The organism is Marilutibacter aestuarii, from assembly GCF_006546775.1.
In the GTDB taxonomy this organism is placed as follows: Bacteria; Pseudomonadota; Gammaproteobacteria; order Xanthomonadales; family Xanthomonadaceae; genus Marilutibacter; species Marilutibacter aestuarii.
The window spans coordinates 1-17385 of the sequence record NZ_VICE01000101.1; the positions used below are offsets into that span (position 1 = coordinate 1).

At 71.0% G+C, this 17385-nt stretch carries 15 protein-coding genes; 8 read left to right on the forward strand and 7 right to left on the reverse strand.

The annotated features are described in order from the left end of the window. The 3 genes from FKV25_RS10985 to FKV25_RS10995 form a co-directional block, all read left to right on the forward strand. On the forward strand, positions 1–776 hold a 776-nt coding region (locus tag FKV25_RS10985; RefSeq protein WP_141518853.1), incomplete at its 5' end, for a ribonuclease H-like domain-containing protein. A 32-nt stretch (positions 777–808) separates the two neighbouring features. After that, the gene (locus FKV25_RS10990; protein WP_141518854.1) at positions 809–1120 is read left to right on the forward strand and encodes an I78 family peptidase inhibitor; all 312 of its coding nucleotides are present in this window, start codon (positions 809–811) and stop codon (positions 1118–1120) included. A gap of 14 nt (positions 1121–1134) precedes the next feature. Then, positions 1135–1497 carry an I78 family peptidase inhibitor gene (locus FKV25_RS10995; RefSeq protein ID WP_141518855.1) on the forward strand — a complete coding sequence of 121 codons (363 nt, stop codon included), beginning with the start codon at positions 1135–1137 and terminating at the stop codon, positions 1495–1497. Positions 1498–1536: 39 nt separating this feature from the next. Here FKV25_RS10995 and FKV25_RS11000 read toward each other — a convergent pair whose 3' ends face one another. Both FKV25_RS11000 and FKV25_RS11005 read right to left on the reverse strand, forming a co-directional pair. Beyond that, entirely contained in the window at positions 1537–1770 is a 234-nt protein-coding gene (locus tag FKV25_RS11000; protein WP_141518856.1) for a hypothetical protein, read from the reverse strand. A gap of 73 nt (positions 1771–1843) precedes the next feature. Then, on the reverse strand, positions 1844–2932 hold the full coding sequence (locus FKV25_RS11005; protein ID WP_141518857.1) for a DNA topoisomerase IB: 1089 nt from the start codon (positions 2930–2932) through the stop codon (positions 1844–1846). A gap of 128 nt (positions 2933–3060) precedes the next feature. Here FKV25_RS11005 and FKV25_RS11010 point away from each other — a divergent pair, with 128 nt between their 5' ends. Continuing rightward, positions 3061–3570, forward strand: coding sequence for a transglycosylase SLT domain-containing protein (locus FKV25_RS11010; RefSeq protein WP_141518858.1), 510 nt, complete (start codon positions 3061–3063; stop codon positions 3568–3570). Further along, positions 3567–4541 carry a cation efflux transmembrane domain-containing protein gene (locus tag FKV25_RS11015; protein WP_141518859.1) on the forward strand — a complete coding sequence of 325 codons (975 nt, stop codon included), beginning with the start codon at positions 3567–3569 and terminating at the stop codon, positions 4539–4541. The genes FKV25_RS11010 and FKV25_RS11015 overlap by 4 nt, the downstream gene beginning before the upstream one ends. Before the next feature lie 329 nt (positions 4542–4870). On the opposite strand, the gene FKV25_RS11020 is transcribed toward FKV25_RS11015, so the two are convergent. Both FKV25_RS11020 and FKV25_RS11025 read right to left on the reverse strand, forming a co-directional pair. Further along, on the reverse strand, positions 4871–5116 hold the full coding sequence (locus tag FKV25_RS11020) for a hypothetical protein (protein WP_141518860.1): 246 nt from the start codon (positions 5114–5116) through the stop codon (positions 4871–4873). Positions 5117–5183: 67 nt separating this feature from the next. Further along, on the reverse strand, positions 5184–6476 hold the full coding sequence (locus tag FKV25_RS11025) for a TCR/Tet family MFS transporter (protein ID WP_141518861.1): 1293 nt from the start codon (positions 6474–6476) through the stop codon (positions 5184–5186). Positions 6477–6796: 320 nt separating this feature from the next. Between FKV25_RS11025 and gltB the strand changes: the two genes are divergently transcribed. Then, the gene (gene gltB, locus FKV25_RS11030; RefSeq protein ID WP_141518862.1) at positions 6797–11287 is read left to right on the forward strand and encodes a glutamate synthase large subunit; all 4491 of its coding nucleotides are present in this window, start codon (positions 6797–6799) and stop codon (positions 11285–11287) included. A 117-nt stretch (positions 11288–11404) separates the two neighbouring features. Further along, positions 11405–12925 carry an FAD-dependent oxidoreductase gene (locus FKV25_RS11035; RefSeq protein ID WP_246072061.1) on the forward strand — a complete coding sequence of 507 codons (1521 nt, stop codon included), beginning with the start codon at positions 11405–11407 and terminating at the stop codon, positions 12923–12925. Between the two features lie 197 nt (positions 12926–13122). On the opposite strand, the gene FKV25_RS11040 is transcribed toward FKV25_RS11035, so the two are convergent. The 3 genes from FKV25_RS11040 to egtB form a co-directional block, all read right to left on the reverse strand. Then, positions 13123–13845, reverse strand: coding sequence for a flavodoxin family protein (locus FKV25_RS11040; protein WP_141518863.1), 723 nt, complete (start codon positions 13843–13845; stop codon positions 13123–13125). Positions 13846–13992: 147 nt separating this feature from the next. Continuing rightward, entirely contained in the window at positions 13993–14967 is a 975-nt protein-coding gene (egtD, locus tag FKV25_RS11045) for an L-histidine N(alpha)-methyltransferase (protein ID WP_141518864.1), read from the reverse strand. Beyond that, positions 14964–16271, reverse strand: a complete 1308-nt coding sequence (gene egtB, locus FKV25_RS11050; protein ID WP_141518865.1) for an ergothioneine biosynthesis protein EgtB — start codon at positions 16269–16271, stop codon at positions 14964–14966. The genes egtD and egtB overlap by 4 nt, the downstream gene beginning before the upstream one ends. A gap of 95 nt (positions 16272–16366) precedes the next feature. Between egtB and FKV25_RS11055 the strand changes: the two genes are divergently transcribed. Then, the coding region (locus tag FKV25_RS11055; RefSeq protein WP_141518866.1) for an aminotransferase class V-fold PLP-dependent enzyme at positions 16367–17385 on the forward strand (1019 nt) is incomplete at its 3' end.

Here is a 17385-nt window from a genome sequence, read left to right on the forward strand (position 1 = left end):
CCCTGCGTCGCCTGCTCGCGCCCCGCCTGCGTGCCCAGGCGCCGGCCCCGTTGCCTGCGACGGTACGCGAGCTGCCCGGCGAGGCGATCGCCGATGGTCTGCGACTGATCACGAGCTGGCAGCCGTTCATGCCTCCCGTCGCGCCCATCCCGCTGGCATTCGCGCGGCGCGAGGACGCCGTCGCCCCCGGGCGCTTCCTGTTCTTCGATACCGAGACCACCGGCCTGGCCGGCGGTACGGGCACCCGCGCCTTCCAGATCGGCGCCGCGGACTGGCACGCGGGTGGCCTGCGGGTGCGGCAACTGCTGATGACGACAATGGCCGCGGAGCCGGCGATGCTCCACGTCTTCGCGGAGTGGCTGGCCCCCGATACCGTGCTGTGCAGCTACAACGGCCGCTGCTACGACGCCCCGCTGCTCAAGGCGCGGTACCGGCTGACCCGGCTGGCCGAGCCGCTGGGCGGACTCGAGCACCTGGACCTGCTGTTTCCCACGCGGCGCTTCCACAAGGGCCGTTGGGAAGACTGCCGGCTCGCGACGATCGAGCGCAGGCTGCTCGGAATCGTCCGCGAAGACGACCTGCCCGGTGCCCAGGCGCCTGCCGCGTGGCTGGGCTACCTGCGCGGCGGGCCCTCGACGGACCTGCGCCGCGTCTGCGCGCACAACCACCAGGACGTGGTGACCCTGGCGCGCCTGTTGCTGGCGCTCGCCGGCAGTGCGGACGACAACGCCGTGGCGTTGCCGGGCCTTCATGCCACGCGCACGGGCGGGGTGTAGGCTGCGGCCTGAGCCTGTTCAGGAGCGTTCCCATGTCCACCCCGATCCGCTTGCTGCCCCTCGCTGCGTCCGCCTCCGTCCTGCTCGCGCTGGCTGCCTGCGCGACCACCGCCTCCCCGCCTCCCACCGCGCAAACGGCGGGCACCTGCAACGCGCAGGGTGCGCACTGGGCGATCGGCAATGCCCCCGACCAGGACGTCGTCAACCGCATCCTGCAGGACACCGGCAGCCGCGACGCCCGCGTGCTCACGCCCGGCATGGCGGCGACGATGGACTACCGCCCGGACCGGGTGAACATCGACGTCAACGATCGCGGCGCCATCACCGGCATCCGCTGCGGCTGAGACGGAGCCGCCCGATGACCGCGTTCGATCGCCGCACCCGCCTCCGCTGCCTGACCCTGTCCACGCTCGGCGTGGCCCTGCTGTCGGTGGCGGCCTGCTCCCCCGCCGCGCCTCCGGCGACCACGTCGCGCCAGGCGCCGCCCATGTCGGACCCCATGCCCCCCATGCTCAAGACCTGCGATCCCGAGAAAGCCAAGGCCGATGCCATCGGCAAGCCCGCCAACGAGGCGAACATCGAACAGGCGCGCATCGCCAGCGGCGCCGAGCGCGTGCGCGTCATCAAGCCGGGGATGATGGTGACACTGGAGTTCGTCGAAAGCCGGCTCAACGTGGACGTCGACGAGGACGGCAACATCAGCAACCTGCGCTGCGGCTGACGCCCTCCGTCCGTTGCCACGGCGACCGTGGCATGGACGTCAGACCCGGTCGTCGAGCCCCTTCACGCCGTTGTGCCGCGCGCAGTGCGCGCAGCAATAGACCGTACCGTCGGCTTCAACGCCGTGGCCGATGACGCGGCAGCTGCAATGCGCGCAGGTCGGCGCGGTGCGCTGGATGGCGCATTCGAACGAGTCGAAGGTGCCGCTGCCCCAGGCCGTGGTGACGGTGAACGCCTTGTCGTATTCGTTGCCGCAAACGTCGCAGGTCGCCATGGTGGCGCCTCCCTGATCGTGGTGGACGATGGCCAGTCTCCCGCGCCGCGCGGCCAAGGCAGGTGAAAACCGTTCAGTCCCGCCGGGCGCGCTTGAGGAAAGCGAGCGCAGCGAGTTCCCATTGACGCGCGCCGCGGGCGCCGTTAGCGCCACCGCGGGCGGCCGCGCGGTGCACCCGCCCGTCCCGCCATCCCGCCCAGACCGTGGGATCGACGTAGGCGCGACGGCACACCGCCGGGGTGTTGCCGAGCAGGCCGGCGACCTCCGACAGCACCGCCGTTTCGACCGCCTTCAGCGCGCGCTCCGAGGGCGCCGCGCCATCGCGCCCCTCGGGCAAGGGCGTGGTCGCCAGGCGCTGGAATGCGGCGAGCGTCGCGCCCCAGGTGCGGAAGTCCTTGGCGGTGAAGGCCTCGCCCATCGCGTCGTGCAGGTAATCGTTGATGTCGCCCGAATCCACCGGGACCACGTCGCCCTCGTCATCGCGGTACTGGAACAGCCACTGCCCGGGCAATTGCTGGACCAGGCGCAGCTGCCGCGCCAGGCGCGCATCGTCGAGCGCGGCCTCGTGGCGCAGGCCGGACTTGCCCTTGAAGCGGAACTGCACGCGTCCTCCCTTGAGGAAACCGACGTGGCGGTTGCGCAAGGTGGTCAGGCCAAACGAGCCGTTCTCGCGCCGGTAGGCCTCGTTGCCGACCCGCAACAGGGTCTCGGCCATCACCGCCACCGCGAGGGCGAGCACCTTGCGCTTGGGCCAGCCGCGCTCGCCCAAGTCCTTGCGCACGTGCCTGCGCAACCGTGGCAGGGCGCGTCCGAAGGCGACGATGCGCTCGAACTTGCCTTCGCCGCTCGCCTGCTGCCAGTCCGGGTGGTAACGATACTGTTTGCGCCCGCGCGCATCGCGGCCGGTGGCCTGCAGGTGCCCGTTGGCGAAGCGGCTGATCCACACGTCGGTGTAGGCCGGCGGAATCGCCAGCGCCTTGAAGCGCGCGAGCAGGGCCGGATCACGGACGATGCGTCCCTCCGGGTCGCGGTAGGCGAACCCACGCCCCCGGCGGTGGCGCGAGTACCCGGGCATCGCGTCGCTGACATGGCGCAGGCCGGCCTCGCGGGCCTGGCGCGCGCCCTCGGGGTCTTGTTGGCGGGATGGCGAATGGGCGGTCATCGCGAATCGATAGCGGATCGTGGATCAAGGCCGCGCCAAGATCCGCGCCCCGGCACCGGCGCCTGCACCTGGCCCACACGCGCCGGCGCCGACACTGCGCATCCGTCTTCCCGACCGAAGTCCGCCCGATGCCCGCTGCTCCCTTTCCCGCATGGCTGCTGCGCTGCCTGGCCACCCTGGCCCTGGCGGGACTGTGTGCCTGCAACGCGTACCCGCGCGATCCCGAACAGACCCTGGCGCGGGTCCAGGGGGGCGTGCTGCACGCCGGGGTCGTACACGATCCGCCCTTCGTCGTGCTCGCCCCTGGCCAAGCGCCATCAGGGCCCGAAGTGCGCCTGGTGGAAGCCTTCGCCGCACGCCACGACGCTCGGGTGGACTGGCAGGTCGGTACCCATGACCGGCTGATGCAACGACTCGAGGACTTCGGCCTCGACCTCGTCGTGGGCGGCACCGCGCCCGACTCCCCATGGAAGAAGCGCGTGGCCCTGAGCGAGCCGTTCCGCGACCTCGATGAATCGGGCACGCCGGTGATGCGGGTGCTGGCCCTGCCGCCTGGCGAGAACGCCTGGCAGCTGGACGTCGAGGCCTACCTCCGGAGCGACGCGGCGCGTGCCCACCTCGCGAGCGACGCCCGATGAGCATGCGTCCCCACCATCCGTTGCCGCCCCGGCAGGCCGCGCTGCTCCGCCGCGCGGAGCGGCTGAGCGCGGTCACCCTGGTCGCGCTGGCCTGCACCGCCGTGTTGATGTACCTGGCGATGGGCGAGTCGCAGGCGATGAAGACCGCCTGGGCCGAGGACCTGCTGAGCATGGTGCCGCCGCTGGGCTTCCTACTGGCCGCGCGCTTCTCGCGCAAGCCGCCTGACGCGACCTACGTCAACGGTCGCGCGCGCGCCTTCGACATCGCCTTCCTCGCCGCGGCGGTGGCGCTCTCGGGCGTGGGCATCTGGCTGGTGGTCGACAACATGATCGCGCTGGTCACGCGCGAGCATCCCGCCATCGGCAGCGTGCAGCTGTTCGGCCATCACGTCTGGCTGGGCTGGGTGATGATAGCGGCCCTGCTGGCCAGCGCGATCCCGCCGGTGATCCTGGGCCGGCTGAAGATGCAGCTCGCGCGCGAACTGCACCTCAAGCCGCTGCACACCGACGCGGACATGAACAAGGCCGACTGGATGACGGCGCTGGCGGGCGTGGCGGGCATCATCGGGATCGGCTTCGGCTGGTGGTGGGCCGATGCGGTCGCCGCGCTGGTGATCGCCGCCGACGTGCTGCACGACGGCGTGCGCAACATGCTGCATGCGATCCGCGACCTCCACGATGCGCGGCCCGAGACCGTGGAGCGCGGCCAGGCCGATCCCGTGGTCGAGCGCATCCGCACGCGGGTCATGGCACTGGACTGGGTCGAGGACTGCGAAGTACGCCTCCACGAGGAAGGCATGCGCCTGTGCGGTGTGCTGGTGGTGGCGCCGCGCGACCAGCGATCGCTGGCCGCGCGCCTGGCCGAGGCGCGGGCAACCGCGCGCGAGGCGCATTGGCGGATCGACGACCTGGTGGCGACATTCGCACAGGCCCTGCCCTCGGAGGCACCTGCGCCGGACGCGCCCGCCTGACGGCGTCGCTTCACCTTTCCAACTCGCAGGATGGGTCGCGCGAAGCAAGACCGACCGTGCGTCCTGCGTGCAGCTTCGCGACGGTGGGTTTCGCCTTTGGCTCTACCCACCCTACGAGACGAGGGCGGAGGCGGCACCGCAGGATGGGTAGCGCGAAGCAAAACCCATCAGTGCATCTTGCATGCGAGCGACCGGCGGCGGGTTTCGCCTTTGGCTCTACCCACCCTGCGAGACGGTGGCAGAGGCGGCACCATAGGATGGATAGCGCGAAGCAAAACCCATCGTGCGTCGTGCGTGCAGTTTCGCGACACAGGAACAGCCGGACAGCCTCAGTCGTCGCCCTTGTTGCCGCTGAAATCGAGCTCGACCGCGTCGTCGTCGTCGGACGACCAGGTCATGCCCTGCTCGCGCTCGCACCAGGCCGGCACCGGCTCCCCCTTGCTGTCGCCGCGCATGCCGCTGCACTCGGGCCGCGCGTCGACCGCGTCGCGGGTGTCGTGGTACTGCCCGGCGCCGCAACCGGCCAGGAGGGCGCTTGCCAACGCCAGGGACAGGACGGGGATCAGCACGCGCATCGGACATCTCCATGAGAGGGGCACGTGCAGAGTATGCGCGCCCCGCGCAGGACACGAGCGCCGTGGGTCACGGGCCCGGGGTGCCGTCGACGGGCGTGGCCGGCCCGTCGGCCTCGACCGGATACCCGCGCGGCGCCAGCCGGGGCGCCTTGGCCCAGGCGATGACGACCGCCACGGCCAGGATGGCCGCGGCGATCAGCCAGGGGGCGCCGGGATGCGCGACCGGGCGCGCGGCGTCGATGAAGTACCCGAAGCTGCCAGCGAAGAGACCGGGGCCGACGATGCCGGCCATGGCGATCAGGCTCATCAGCGCGCCCTGGATCCTTCCCTGGACCTCCGGCCCCACTTCGCGCGTGACCAGGGCCTGGGTGGCCGGCGAGGCCAGGGCCCACAGGGCGCTGATCGGGATGCCCAGCAACCACAGGCCGCCGCGGTCGGCCAGGCCGTAGACCAGGAACCCGACCACGCCGGCGCCCAGGCCCAGCAACAGCGTGCGACGTTCGCCCAGCCAGCCGACCACGCGACCCACGAGCAGGGCGTTGACCAGGATGCTGCATACCCCCACCGCGGCCAGCACCCAACCGACCTCGCGAGGCCCCCACCCGAAGCGGTAGTCGGCGAACAGCACGAACACGCTCGGATAGACGTAGTGCGCTAGGTTCGCCAGGCAGACCACCGCCGCCAGGCCAATCACCTGCGGATAGCGCTTGAGCAGCCCCAGCGAGCCGACCGGGTTGGCATCGCGCCACTCGAAACGTGCACTGCGCTTGGCTGGCGGCAGCGATTCGGGCAGCACGAACCAGCCGTAAAGGAAGTTCAGCAAGGCCAGTCCGGCGGCGAACCAGAACGGCAGGCGCAGGTGGATCTCGCCCAGCCAGCCGCCGAGCAGCGGCCCTATCACGAAGCCGATGCCGAAGGCGGCGCCGATCATGCCGTAGCTCTTCGCCCGCTGTTCGGCCGGGACCACGTCGGCGATGTAGGCATTGGCGGTGGTGAAGCTCGCCGAGGTAATGCCGGCGATGATCCGGCCCACCAGCAACAGGGGCAGGGTGTGCGCCAGGGCCATGAACACGAAGTCCAGTGCAAGGCCCAGGCAGGACAGCAGGATCACCGGGCGCCGGCCGAAGCGGTCCGACAGCGCGCCCTGGATGGGCGCGGTCACGAACTGGATGGCCGCGAACACCACGCCGAATATGCCCACCCATACCGCCGCGTCCGCGGTATCGCCGCCGACGAAACCCTCGATCAGGTGCGGCAGCACCGGGATGATGAGGCCGAAGGCGAGTACGTCCAGCAACACCACGAAGAAGATGAAGACCAGGGCGGCTCGACGCGCGGCGGGAACGTGGGGCACGGACACGGGGACGCCTGCGGGGGACGGGCGCGCAGTCTATCGCAGCCCTGCATCCGGCCGATGCGGGCGGCCCGCCGCTGTCGTCCATTGGTCGCATGGGCGACCGGCTGGGGACTGCGCCCTCCGGAAAATAGTTTCAATTTCAACTGTTTAGCGACGCCCACTCGATTTGCCGCAGCGCACAATATGTGCTTTAGTCGGGAGACCCTTGGCTCAAGGCCGGCCGGATCGCGCGAGCGAACCGAGGCGCCGCTTCCGCGTTCTCCAGCGTCGCGCGCCCGCGGCCCTATGCCATCCGGCAACGCCACCCGCGGAGCACGCAGTCCATGGATCCAGCGCAACAACCCAGCACCGAAGGCCTGTACGATCCGCGCGACGAGCGCGATGCCTGCGGTTTCGGCCTGATCGCCCAGCTCGACGATCGACCGAGCGCATTGCTGGTGAAACAGGCGCTGGCGGCGCTGTCCCGCATGACCCACCGCGGCGGACTCGCTGCCGACGGCCTGTCGGGCGACGGCTGCGGCCTGTTGCTGCGACGCCCGGACGCCTTCCTGCGCGCGCTTGCCGGCGAGGCGGGCATCGCGCTGGGCCAGCGTTTTGCCGCCGGCCTGGTCTTCCTGCCGCACGACGACGCCGCGGCGGCGAAGGCGCGCGAGACGTTCTCCCTCGCCCTGCGCGAAGTGAAGCTGGCCGTCGCCGGCTGGCGCGTGGTGCCGGTCGACACCTCGGTCTGCGGCGAACTCGCCAAGGCCTCGCTGCCGCGCATCGAACAACTGTTCGTGGTGCCGGCCGTCGACATCGATGGCGAGCGCCCCGACCCCGCGGCCTTCCTGCACGCGCTGTACCTGGCGCGCCGTCGCGCGGAGCAGCGCCTGCGCGCGCTCGGAGAGGCGTTCGACGACGTCTACGCGGTGACGCTGTCGTCGAGCACCATCGGCTACAAGGGCATGGTCATGCCGGAGCACTTGGCGACCTTCTACCCGGACCTGCAGCGCGCCGACCTGGCCAGCAGCGCGGTGGTGTTCCACCAGCGCTTCTCCACCAACACGACCCCGCGCTGGCCGCTGGCGCAGCCGTTCCGCATGCTTGCGCACAACGGCGAGATCAACACCATCGCCGGCAACCGCGCCTGGGCGCAGGCGCGCGCGCATGCGTGGCGCACGCCGACGCTGGACCCGCGCGAGTTCGATCCGGTCATCAACATCAAGGGCTCGGATTCGCAGAGCCTGGACGAGATGCTGGAGCTGCTCGAGGCCGGCGGCATGGACCTGCTCAAGGCCATGCGCATCCTGATCCCGCCGGCGACGCAGTCGCTGGAGTACAAGGACGCCGACCTCGCCGCGTTCTACGAGTACTACGCGCTCAACACCGAGCCGTGGGACGGTCCCGCCGGCATCGTCACCTGCGACGCGCGCTACGCGGCCTGCTCGCTGGACCGCAACGGCCTGCGCCCGGCGCGCTGGTCGCTCAGCCGCGACCGCCATTTCATGATCGCCTCCGAGGCCGGCGTATGGGACCTGCCCACCGCCGAGATCGAGGCCAAGGGCAAGCTCGGCCCGGGCGAGATGATCGCGGTCGACCTGCAGGCCGGCGAGCTGCTGGACACCGACGCCATCGACCGCATCAACCGCGGCCGCGCACCTTACAAGCGCTGGCTGAAGCAGGGCATGACCTACCTGCAGAACGAGCTGATCGACCCGAGCACCGCGGCCGAGCCGTTCGACCCGTCCACCCTCGCGACCTTCCAGAAGCTCTACCAGCTGACCCGCGAGGAGCGCGAGCAGGTGCTGCGCCCGCTGGCCGAAACCGAGCAGGAAGCGACCGGCTCGATGGGCGACGACGTGCCGGTGGCCGCGATCAGCCAGCAGGTGCGCCCGCTGTACGACTGCTTTCGCCAGGCCTTCGCGCAGGTCACCAACCCGCCGATGGACCCGCTGCGCGAGGACTGCGTCATGTCGCTCGCGACCCAGCTGGGCCGCGAGGGCAACATCTTCGTCGAAGGGCCCGACAACGTCCGCCACGTCCTGCTGAATTCACCGGTCATGTCGCAGCGCAAGATCCGCCAGCTTCTGGCGATGGCGCCCTACGACACCGCGCACCGCCTGCTGAAGCTCGACTACGACCCCGACGAAGGCCTGCAGGCCGCGCTGCGACGCCTGTGCGCGGAATCCGAGGCCGCCGCACGCGCCGGCCGCACCATGTTGATCCTCAGCGACCGCTACCCCGAGCGCGGCCGCCTGATGGTCCACGCCCTGCTGGCCACCGGCGCGGTGCACCAGCACCTGGTGCGCACCGGCCTGCGCTGCGAGGTCAACCTGATCGTCGAAACCGGCACCGCGCGCGACCCGCACCACTTCGCCTGCCTGATCGGGTTCGGCGCGACCGCGGTGTATCCGTACCTGGCGTACCAGACCCTGCACGACCTCGGCACCCGCGGCATCCTCAAGGCGCCGGACGGCGAGATCGCGCAGATCGGGCGCAGCTACCGCCGAGGCATCAAGAAGGGCCTGCTGAAGATCATCTCGAAGATGGGCATCAGCACGATCGGCAGTTATCGCGGCGCGCAGCTCTTCGAGATCATCGGCCTGGACCGCGAAGTCGTGGCGTTGTGCTTCGACGGCGCGCCCGCGCGCATCGGCGGCGCCGGCTTCGCCAGCCTGCAGGCCGACGCGGCGCACCTGGCCGGCCATGCCTGGGACGACAACGCGCTGCCGGAGATCGGCGGCCTGCTGAAGTTCAAGCCCGGCGGCGAGTACCACCAGTACAACCCCGACGTGGTGATGAACCTGCAACGCGCGGTGCTGACCGGCGAGCGCGCGGACTGGCAGCGCTACGCCGACACGGTCAACCTGCGGCCTACAGCGGCCCTGCGCGACCTGCTCGCCCTGCGCCCGTCGGCGGCGCCGGTGCCGCTGGACGAGGTCGAGGGCATCGACGCGCTGGTGCGCCGCTTCGACACCGCGGCGATCAGCCTCGGCGCGCTGTCGCCGGAGGCACACGAGGCGCTTGCCATCGCCATGAACCGCCTCGGCGGCCGCAGCAATTCCGGCGAGGGCGGCGAGGACCCGGTGCGCTATGGCACCGACAAGGCGTCGAAGATCAAGCAGATCGCCTCCGGCCGCTTCGGCGTCACTCCGCACTACCTGGTCAATGCAGAGGTTCTGCAGATCAAGGTCGCGCAGGGCGCCAAGCCCGGCGAGGGCGGCCAGCTGCCCGGCCACAAGGTCAACGAGCTGATCGCGCGCCTGCGCCATGCGACGCCGGGCATTGGCCTGATCTCGCCGCCGCCGCACCACGACATCTATTCGATCGAAGACCTCGCGCAGCTGATCTTCGACCTCAAGCAGGTCAATCCCGATGCGCTGGTGTCGGTCAAGCTGGTGTCGCACGCCGGCGTCGGCACGATCGCCGCGGGCGTGGCCAAGGCAGGCGCCGACCTGATCACCATCTCCGGCCACGACGGCGGCACCGGCGCGAGCCCGCTGTCGTCCATCCGCTACGCCGGCACGCCCTGGGAGATCGGCCTGTCGGAGGCGCGCCAGGCGCTGGTCGCGAACAAGCTGCGCGACCGCGTGATCCTGCAGACCGACGGCGGCCTGAAGACTGGCCTCGACGTGGTCAAGGCAGCCTTGCTGGGCGCCGAGAGCTTCGGCTTCGGCACCGCGCCGATGATCACCCTGGGCTGCAAGTACCTGCGGATCTGCCACCTCAACAACTGCGCCACCGGCGTCGCCACCCAGGACGAGCGCCTGCGCAGCGCGCATTTCACCGGCCTGCCCGAGCGCGTCGAGAACTTCTTCCGGCTGCTGTCGGAGGAGGTGCGCGAACTGCTGGCGAGCCTGGGCGCGCGTACCCTGGGCGAGATCGTCGGCCGTGCCGACCTGCTGGCGCAGGTCGAGCGCGAAGGCGCGCACGGACGCCGGCTCGACCTCGCACCCTTGCTGGCCGTCGAGGGCCTGGCGCACGGGGGCCATTGCGGGATGCCGCAGCCCACGCCGGCACCCGGCGGGCTGTCCGCGCGGCTGGACGAGGCCCTGGCCGACGCCATCGCGCACAAGCGCGGCGGCGAGTTCGAGTTCGACATCCGCAACACCGACCGCAGCATCGGGACGCGCCTGTCCGGCACGATCGCCCGCGCGCACGGCGACCACGGCATGGCCGATGCACCGATCACCCTGCGCTTCAACGGCACCGCGGGCCAGAGCTTCGGCGCGTTCAACGCCGGCGGCCTGCACCACGAGCTGGTCGGCGAAGGCAACGACTACGTCGGCAAGGGCATGGCCGGCGGCCGCATCGTCGTGCGCCCGCCCGCGGACGCACGCTGGGCCACCCACGAGTCGCCGATCATCGGCAACACCTGCCTGTACGGCGCCACCGGCGGCGAGCTGTATGCCGCGGGCCGCGCCGGCGAGCGCTTCGGCGTGCGCAATTCCGGCGCGGTGGCGGTGATCGAAGGCGCTGGCGACCACTGCTGCGAGTACATGACCGGCGGCGTGGTCGCGGTGCTGGGCCGCACCGGGCTGAACTTCGGCGCCGGTTTTACCGGCGGCATGGCCTACGTGCTCGACCTCGAACGCGACTTCGTCGACCGCTACAACCACGAGCTGATCGACATCGTGCGCATCGCCGGCGACGGTTTCGAGCACCACCGCTCGCACCTGCGCGAGCTACTGGAGGCGCACGCGCTGCATACCGGCAGCCCGCGCACCCGGCGCATCCTCGACGAGATGCGCGACTACGTCGGCAAGTTCTGGCTGGTGAAGCCGAAGGCCGCCAGCCTGGCCTCGCTGGCCGATACCCTCAAGAGGGCTGCGTGATGTCTTGGCTACGCCTCAACATCCCCAGGATTTGCGCGGCAAATCCCGGGCCCCACTATGCCTTCCCGAACCCCGCCCCTGCGGGGCGCCCCCTTACCAAGGGGGCTGAAGGCCCGCATGACCAGAGTCCCGGGTGAGATGAACAAGAAGCCAGCCCCTCGCAAGAACGTGTTCGAGTTCCTCGACCTGCCGCGCAAGATGCCCGCGCGGATCCCGCTGGCGCTGCGGCGCGACGGCGACTGGGGCGAGCTGTACGGCGCGTTCAACGCCGATACCGCCAAGCACCAGGCCGAGCGCTGCCTGGATTGCGGCAATCCGTACTGCTCGTGGAAGTGCCCGCTGCACAACTACATCCCGAACTGGCTGGAGCTCGCCCGCGAGGACCGCGTCCACGAGGCGGCGACCCTGTGCCACGAAACCAATCCGCTGCCGGAGATCTGCGGTCGCGTGTGCCCGCAGGATCGCCTGTGCGAAGGCGCCTGCACGCTCAACGACGGCTTCGGCGCGGTCACCATCGGCGCGGTGGAGAAGTACATCGTCGACCGTGCGGTCGCCGAGGGCTGGACGCCCGATATGTCGCGCGTGGTGCCGACCGGCCGGCGGGTGGCGGTGGTCGGAGCCGGGCCGGCCGGCCTGTCCTGTGCCGACCGGCTCGCCCACGCGGGCATCCAGGCGGTGGTGTACGACCGCTATGAACAGATCGGCGGCCTGCTGCAGTTCGGCATCCCCAGCTTCAAGCTCGACAAGTCGGTGATCCAGACCCGCCGCGAACTGCTCGAGGGCATGGGCGTGGAATTCCGCCTCGGCACCGAAGTCGGGCGTGACGTGGGCTTCGACGCCCTGCTCGACGAGTTCGACGCCGTGTTCCTGGGCCTGGGCAGTTACCGCTACACCGACGGCGGCCTGCCCGGCCAGGACCTCAAGGGCGTGCTGCCGGCCCTGCCCTTCCTGGTCCAGAACGGCCGCGTGGTCACCGGTACGGAGCCGGCCGGAAAGCCCATCGCCGGCTGGGAAGACAGCCTCGCGGTGCCCGAGCTGAAAGGCCGCCGCGTGGTCGTGCTCGGCGGCGGCGACACCGGCATGGACTGCGTGCGCAGCGCGATCCGCCTCGGTGCCGCCGAGGTGACCTGCGCCTACCGCCGCGACGAAGCCAACATGCCCGGCTCGGCCCGCGAGGTCGCCAATGCGCGCGAGGAAGGCGTGCGCTTCCTGTTCAACCGCCAGCCGCTGGAAATCATCGGCGCCGGCGACCAGGTGACCGGCGTCCGCGTGGCCGAAACCCGGCTCGGCGAACCCGACGCCCACGGCCGCCAGCGTGCGGAGATCATCGAAGGCAGCGAGTCGGTGCTCGAAGCCGACGTCGTCGTCATCGCATTCGGCTTCCGCCCCGATGCGCCGGAGTGGCTGGCCCGCCACGGCATCGAGCTCGAGGCCGATGGCCGCATCCGCACCTCGGGCGAGCACGGCGAGCGTCCGTACCAGACCGCCCACCCGCGCGTGTTCGCCGGCGGCGACGCCGTTCGCGGCGCCGACCTGGTGGTGACCGCGGCGTTCGAAGGCCGCGAAGCCGCCGTCGGCATCACCCGCCTGCTCCGCAACGGCGACCGCAAGCCCGCCACCGACGCCGCCGCGGCCTGAGGCCAGGCAGCCATCGACGAAACCCCGTAGCCCGGGTAAGCGCAGCGCACCCGGGAGACCGCGCAAGCCCCGGGTGCGCTGCGCTTACCCGGGCTACGTCATCTCACGAGCGTTTTTGGGCCTGTTGGCACCAAGCATGTGGCGGCAGGAGCGCGCGCCTCACGCCGAATCACCAATCACCAATCACCAATCACCAATCACCGATACTCCGGATTCGGATGGTCGAAGCGGCAGCCGGCGTCCCACTTGTCGCGCTGGTTGCCGTGGGCGGGGATGCCGCCGGCGTCCTTGAGCAGGCGCGCCAGGTGCATCAGGTTCCAGGCCATGAAGGTGGTGTTGCGCTGGGTGAAGTCGTTGTCGAAGCCAGCGCCATCGTCGCCGTAGGACGGGCCCGGCCCGGCCTCGCCGATCCAGCCGGCGTCGGCCTGCGGCGGGATCGTGTAGCCCAGGTGCTGCATGGCGTACTGCATGGTCATCGCGCAGTGCTTGATGCCGTCCTCGTTGCCGGTCACCAGGCAACCCCCGACGCGGCCGTAGTAGATGTACTGGCCCTTGTCGTTGAGCTTGCCGGACTCGGCGTAGAGCCGTTCGATCACGCGGCGGCAGACCGAGCTTTCCTCGCCCAGCCAGATCGGCGTGCACAGCACCAGGATGTCGGCCGCCATGACCTTGCGGCACAGGCCGGGCCAGTCGTCGCGCTCGAAGCCGTGTTCGGTCATGTCGGGCTGCACGCCCGGTGCCAGGTCGAGGTCGACCGGGCGCAGGATCTCGACGTTGACGCCATTGGCCTCCATCACGCCCGCGGCGACACGGGCCAGTCGCTCGGTATGCGAATCGACGCCGCTGCGCTTGAGCGTGCAGTTGAGGAACAGTGCGCGCAGGTCGTCGTAGCGGGCGGGCGGCTTGGGGGCGTCACTCATGTCGGGTCTCCTGGTTCGGCGGCGTTCGGGCGTCCGCGCAGCGTGTTTCGTGGCGACCGCCGCGGGCAGCGGGCACCGGGGCCGGGTGCGATGGATCGCCGCGTGGCGTCCCTGGCGACGCCAGGGCCCGGCCTCACGGCCGGGTGATCACATCGGCTGCAACAGGCGCAGGCCGAAGTCGTCGCCGGGGGCGTTCCAGCGCCGGGTGACGCGCAGCCCCGCGCGGCCGGCGAGCGCGTCGAAGCTCGCATCGGTGTACTTGTGGCTGTACTCCACCTGCATCGCTTCGCCGGCCTCGAAGTGGAACCGACGGCCGTCGACGTGGACGTCCTGGTCGCGGCGGCTGACGAGGAAGGTCTCGATGCGCTCGCGTTCGCTCGAGTAGCGCGCCAGGTGCTCGAAGGCCTCGACGTCGAAGTCGCTGCCGACGTCGCGGTTGAGGCGGGTCAGCAGGTTGAGGGTGAACGCGGCGGTGACCCCGGCCGCATCGTTGTAGGCCGCCTCGATGCGCGCGACGTCCTTGACCAGGTCGATGCCGACCAGCGCCTGCCCCCGCGGTCCCATGGTTTCGCGCATCGCGCGCAGCAGGCGTTCGGCGACGTCGAAGGTGAAGTTGCCCAGCGTCGAGCCCGGAAAGAACACCAGGGTGTGCCGGGCGGGGCGCTCGGGGCGCGGCAAGGGCACGGGCTGGGTGAAGTCGGCGCAGACCGGCAGCATCTCGATGTCGGGGAAGGCCTCGGCCAGGCGCTCGACACTGGCCAGGAGCGCGCTGCGCGAGATCTCGATCGGCGTGTAGGCGACCGGATCCACCAGGCCCTCGAGCAACAGCTGCGTCTTGCGGCCGCTGCCGCTGCCGTACTCGACCACGTGCGGGCAGTCGTTGACGGCCTCGGCGATCGAACGCATCGCCGAGTCCAGCAGGCCCAGCTCGACACGGGTGAGGTAGTACTCCGGCTGGCGGGTGATCTGCTCGAACAGCTGCGAGCCGCGCGCATCGTAGAAATACTTCGACGACAGCCGCTTGGGCGTGGCCGAGAGGCCGGCGAGGGTGTCGCCGAGGATGTCGTCGGGGCTGGGATGCAGGTCGGTGAGCGGGGGCATGGTCCGGGCGGTCGGCGTCATGGTGCGTCCTTGGCCAAGCGCAGGCCCGAGAACTGCCAGCGGTCGGGGGGGTAGAAGAAATTGCGGTAGCTGGCGCGCACATGGTCGCGCGGCGTGGCGCAGCTGCCGCCGCGCAGCACCCACTGTCCGCACATGAACTTGCCGTTGTATTCGCCCAGCGAGCCGGGCAGTGGCCGGAAGCCCGGGTACGGCCCATAGGCGGTGGAGGTCCACTCCCAGACGTCGCCGAACAGCTGCGGGCTCTCGGCCGGCGCCGCCCGCGGGTGGAAGCGGTCGTCGTCGGCGAAGTGGCCGCGCACCGGCAGGTGCAGGGCGGCGCTCTCCCACTCGGCTTCGGTCGGCAGGCGCGCGCCGGCCCAGCGCGCGAAGGCGTCGGCTTCGAAGTAGCTCAGGTGGCAGACCGGCGCGCCGGCTTCGATCGGGCGCATGCCCCCCAGCGTGTACGCGTGCTCGAGGTCGGGCTCCCAGTACAGCGGCCGCGCCCAGCCCTCGGCCTGCACGCGCGCCCAGCCCTCGCTCATCCACAACGCGACGTTGCGGTAGCCGCCGTCTTCGATGAAGGCCCGGAACTCGGCGTTGCTCACCGGGCGCGACGCCAGCGCGTGCGCCGGCACCAGCACGCGATGCGGGGGCGATTCGTTGTCATAGGCGAAACCCGGCTCGCCCGGCCAGGGCGCATGGCCCAGCTCCACGATGCGCTCGTCGAAGCCCTGCCAGGCCAGCGGCGCCGCCGTGCCGGTGCCTGCGTCGTGCGCGAGGTCCCCGCGGTACGGCGGGCGCAGCGGATTGCACCACAGCGCGTGCTTGATGTCGGTCAGCAGCAGTTCCTGGTGCTGCTGTTCATGGTGCGTGCCCAGCAGCACCGCCTGCTGGCCGGCCTCGTCGATGTCGCCGGCGGCGAAGGCCCGCGCGATGCAGGCATCGACTTCTTCACGGTACAGGCGCACTTCCTCCAGGCCAGGACGCGAGAGCAGGCCGCGCCGGGGTCGGGCGTGCATCGGCCCCACGCTCTGGTAGTAGCTGTTGAACAGGAAGTGCCAGTCGGGATTGATCGGCCGGTAGTCCGGATCGCGCCCCAGCACGAAATGCTCGAAGAACCAGGTGGTGTGCGCGAGGTGCCACTTCGCCGGACTGGTGTCGTCCATGCTCTGGACCATCGCGTCCTCGGGGGACAGCGGCGCGGCCAGGGCGGCGGTGCGTGCGCGCACCTTGCGGTAGCGGGCCTGCAGCAGCCCCGTCGAATCGGCATCGGACCGGGATTCGGCGGGCGCATCGTGCAGGGCGTGGGCAGCCGTCGATGTCATGGCCCCGAGCTTATCGCAGCGGATGTGACGTGGCCTGCACGCGGGTGACACCCCTGCCATGACGGTGGCAGCATGGTCGAATGAGGATCGACGGCATGCAATCGCGCGCGCAAACCCCGCCCCCGCAGGCATTGGCGCGTTTCCAACGCGCGGATTTCCGGGTGCCCGAGGATGTCGTCTACCTGAACGCCGCCTCGCATGGACCGCGCCTTGCCCGCGTGCAGCAGGCAGCGCAACGCGCGCTCGACGCCGGAACGGCGCCCTGGCGCCTGGAGATGGATGCGTGGCGCGCGTCGATCGAGGACGTCCGCCGGGGCGTTGCGGGTCATCTCGATGGCGATGCCGACGGCGTGGCCCTGGTGCCGTCGGCGGCCTACGGCCTGTCGCTCGCGGCGCGCAACCTGCCGCTGGCGGCCAACGAGACCGTGCTGGTACTGGCCGGCCAGTTCCCCTCCAACCTGCTGCCCTGGCAACAGCGCTGCCAGGACGTCGGCGCGCACCTGGAGCAGGTTGCACGGCCCGTGGGCGACGATGGCCGGCCGGGCGACTGGAGCGATGCCGTGCTCGCTGCGATCGCCCGCGCGCCGCGCCTGCGCATCGTTTCGCTGCCGCAGGTCTACTGGCACGACGGCAGTCGCCTGGACCTGGACCGCATCGCCGCGGCGACCCATGCGCGCGGCGCGGCGCTGGTGCTCGACCTCAGCCAGAGCCTGGGCGCGCTGCCGGCGGACATCGTGCGCTGGCGGCCCGATTTCGTCGCCTCGGTCGGACACAAATGGCTGCTCGGCGCCTACGGCCTGGCGTACCTGTGGGCGTCACCGGCCTGGCGCGAGCGCGGCGTCGCGCTGGAGCAGCACTGGATCGCGCGCGAGGCCGCCACGGTCTTCGATTCGCCGCCGAGCCCGCCTCCGCTGGCATCCGGCGCGCGGCGCTTCGATGCCGGCGGCGTGGCCGAACCGCAACGGCTGGCGATGTCGGCGGCGGCGTTCGCACAGTTGCGCGACTGGGGGCTCGAATGTGTCCACGCTGGCCTGCAGGCGCGCGGGCGCTGCCTGCGCGAGGCCCTGCGGGCGCAGGGCCTGGGCGACTGGCTGGCGACGGCACCGGGCAGCCA

What these genes read in the sequence shown, in the direction of transcription:
- FKV25_RS11015 (WP_141518859.1), top strand. Translation starts at nt 3,567, where the DNA reads ATGAGCATGCGTCCCCACCATCCGTTGCCGCCCCGGCAGGCCGCGCTG.
- egtB (WP_141518865.1), bottom strand. Translation starts at nt 16,271, where the DNA reads ATGACATCGACGGCTGCCCACGCCCTGCACGATGCGCCCGCCGAATCC.
- egtD (WP_141518864.1), bottom strand. Translation starts at nt 14,967, where the DNA reads ATGACGCCGACCGCCCGGACCATGCCCCCGCTCACCGACCTGCATCCC.
- FKV25_RS11040 (WP_141518863.1), bottom strand. Translation starts at nt 13,845, where the DNA reads ATGAGTGACGCCCCCAAGCCGCCCGCCCGCTACGACGACCTGCGCGCA.
- FKV25_RS11000 (WP_141518856.1), bottom strand. Translation starts at nt 1,770, where the DNA reads ATGGCGACCTGCGACGTTTGCGGCAACGAATACGACAAGGCGTTCACC.
- FKV25_RS11005 (WP_141518857.1), bottom strand. Translation starts at nt 2,932, where the DNA reads ATGACCGCCCATTCGCCATCCCGCCAACAAGACCCCGAGGGCGCGCGC.
- FKV25_RS11020 (WP_141518860.1), bottom strand. Translation starts at nt 5,116, where the DNA reads ATGCGCGTGCTGATCCCCGTCCTGTCCCTGGCGTTGGCAAGCGCCCTC.
- gltB (WP_141518862.1), top strand. Translation starts at nt 6,797, where the DNA reads ATGGATCCAGCGCAACAACCCAGCACCGAAGGCCTGTACGATCCGCGC.
- FKV25_RS10990 (WP_141518854.1), top strand. Translation starts at nt 809, where the DNA reads ATGTCCACCCCGATCCGCTTGCTGCCCCTCGCTGCGTCCGCCTCCGTC.
- FKV25_RS11010 (WP_141518858.1), top strand. Translation starts at nt 3,061, where the DNA reads ATGCCCGCTGCTCCCTTTCCCGCATGGCTGCTGCGCTGCCTGGCCACC.
- FKV25_RS11035 (WP_246072061.1), top strand. Translation starts at nt 11,405, where the DNA reads ATGACCAGAGTCCCGGGTGAGATGAACAAGAAGCCAGCCCCTCGCAAG.
- FKV25_RS10995 (WP_141518855.1), top strand. Translation starts at nt 1,135, where the DNA reads ATGACCGCGTTCGATCGCCGCACCCGCCTCCGCTGCCTGACCCTGTCC.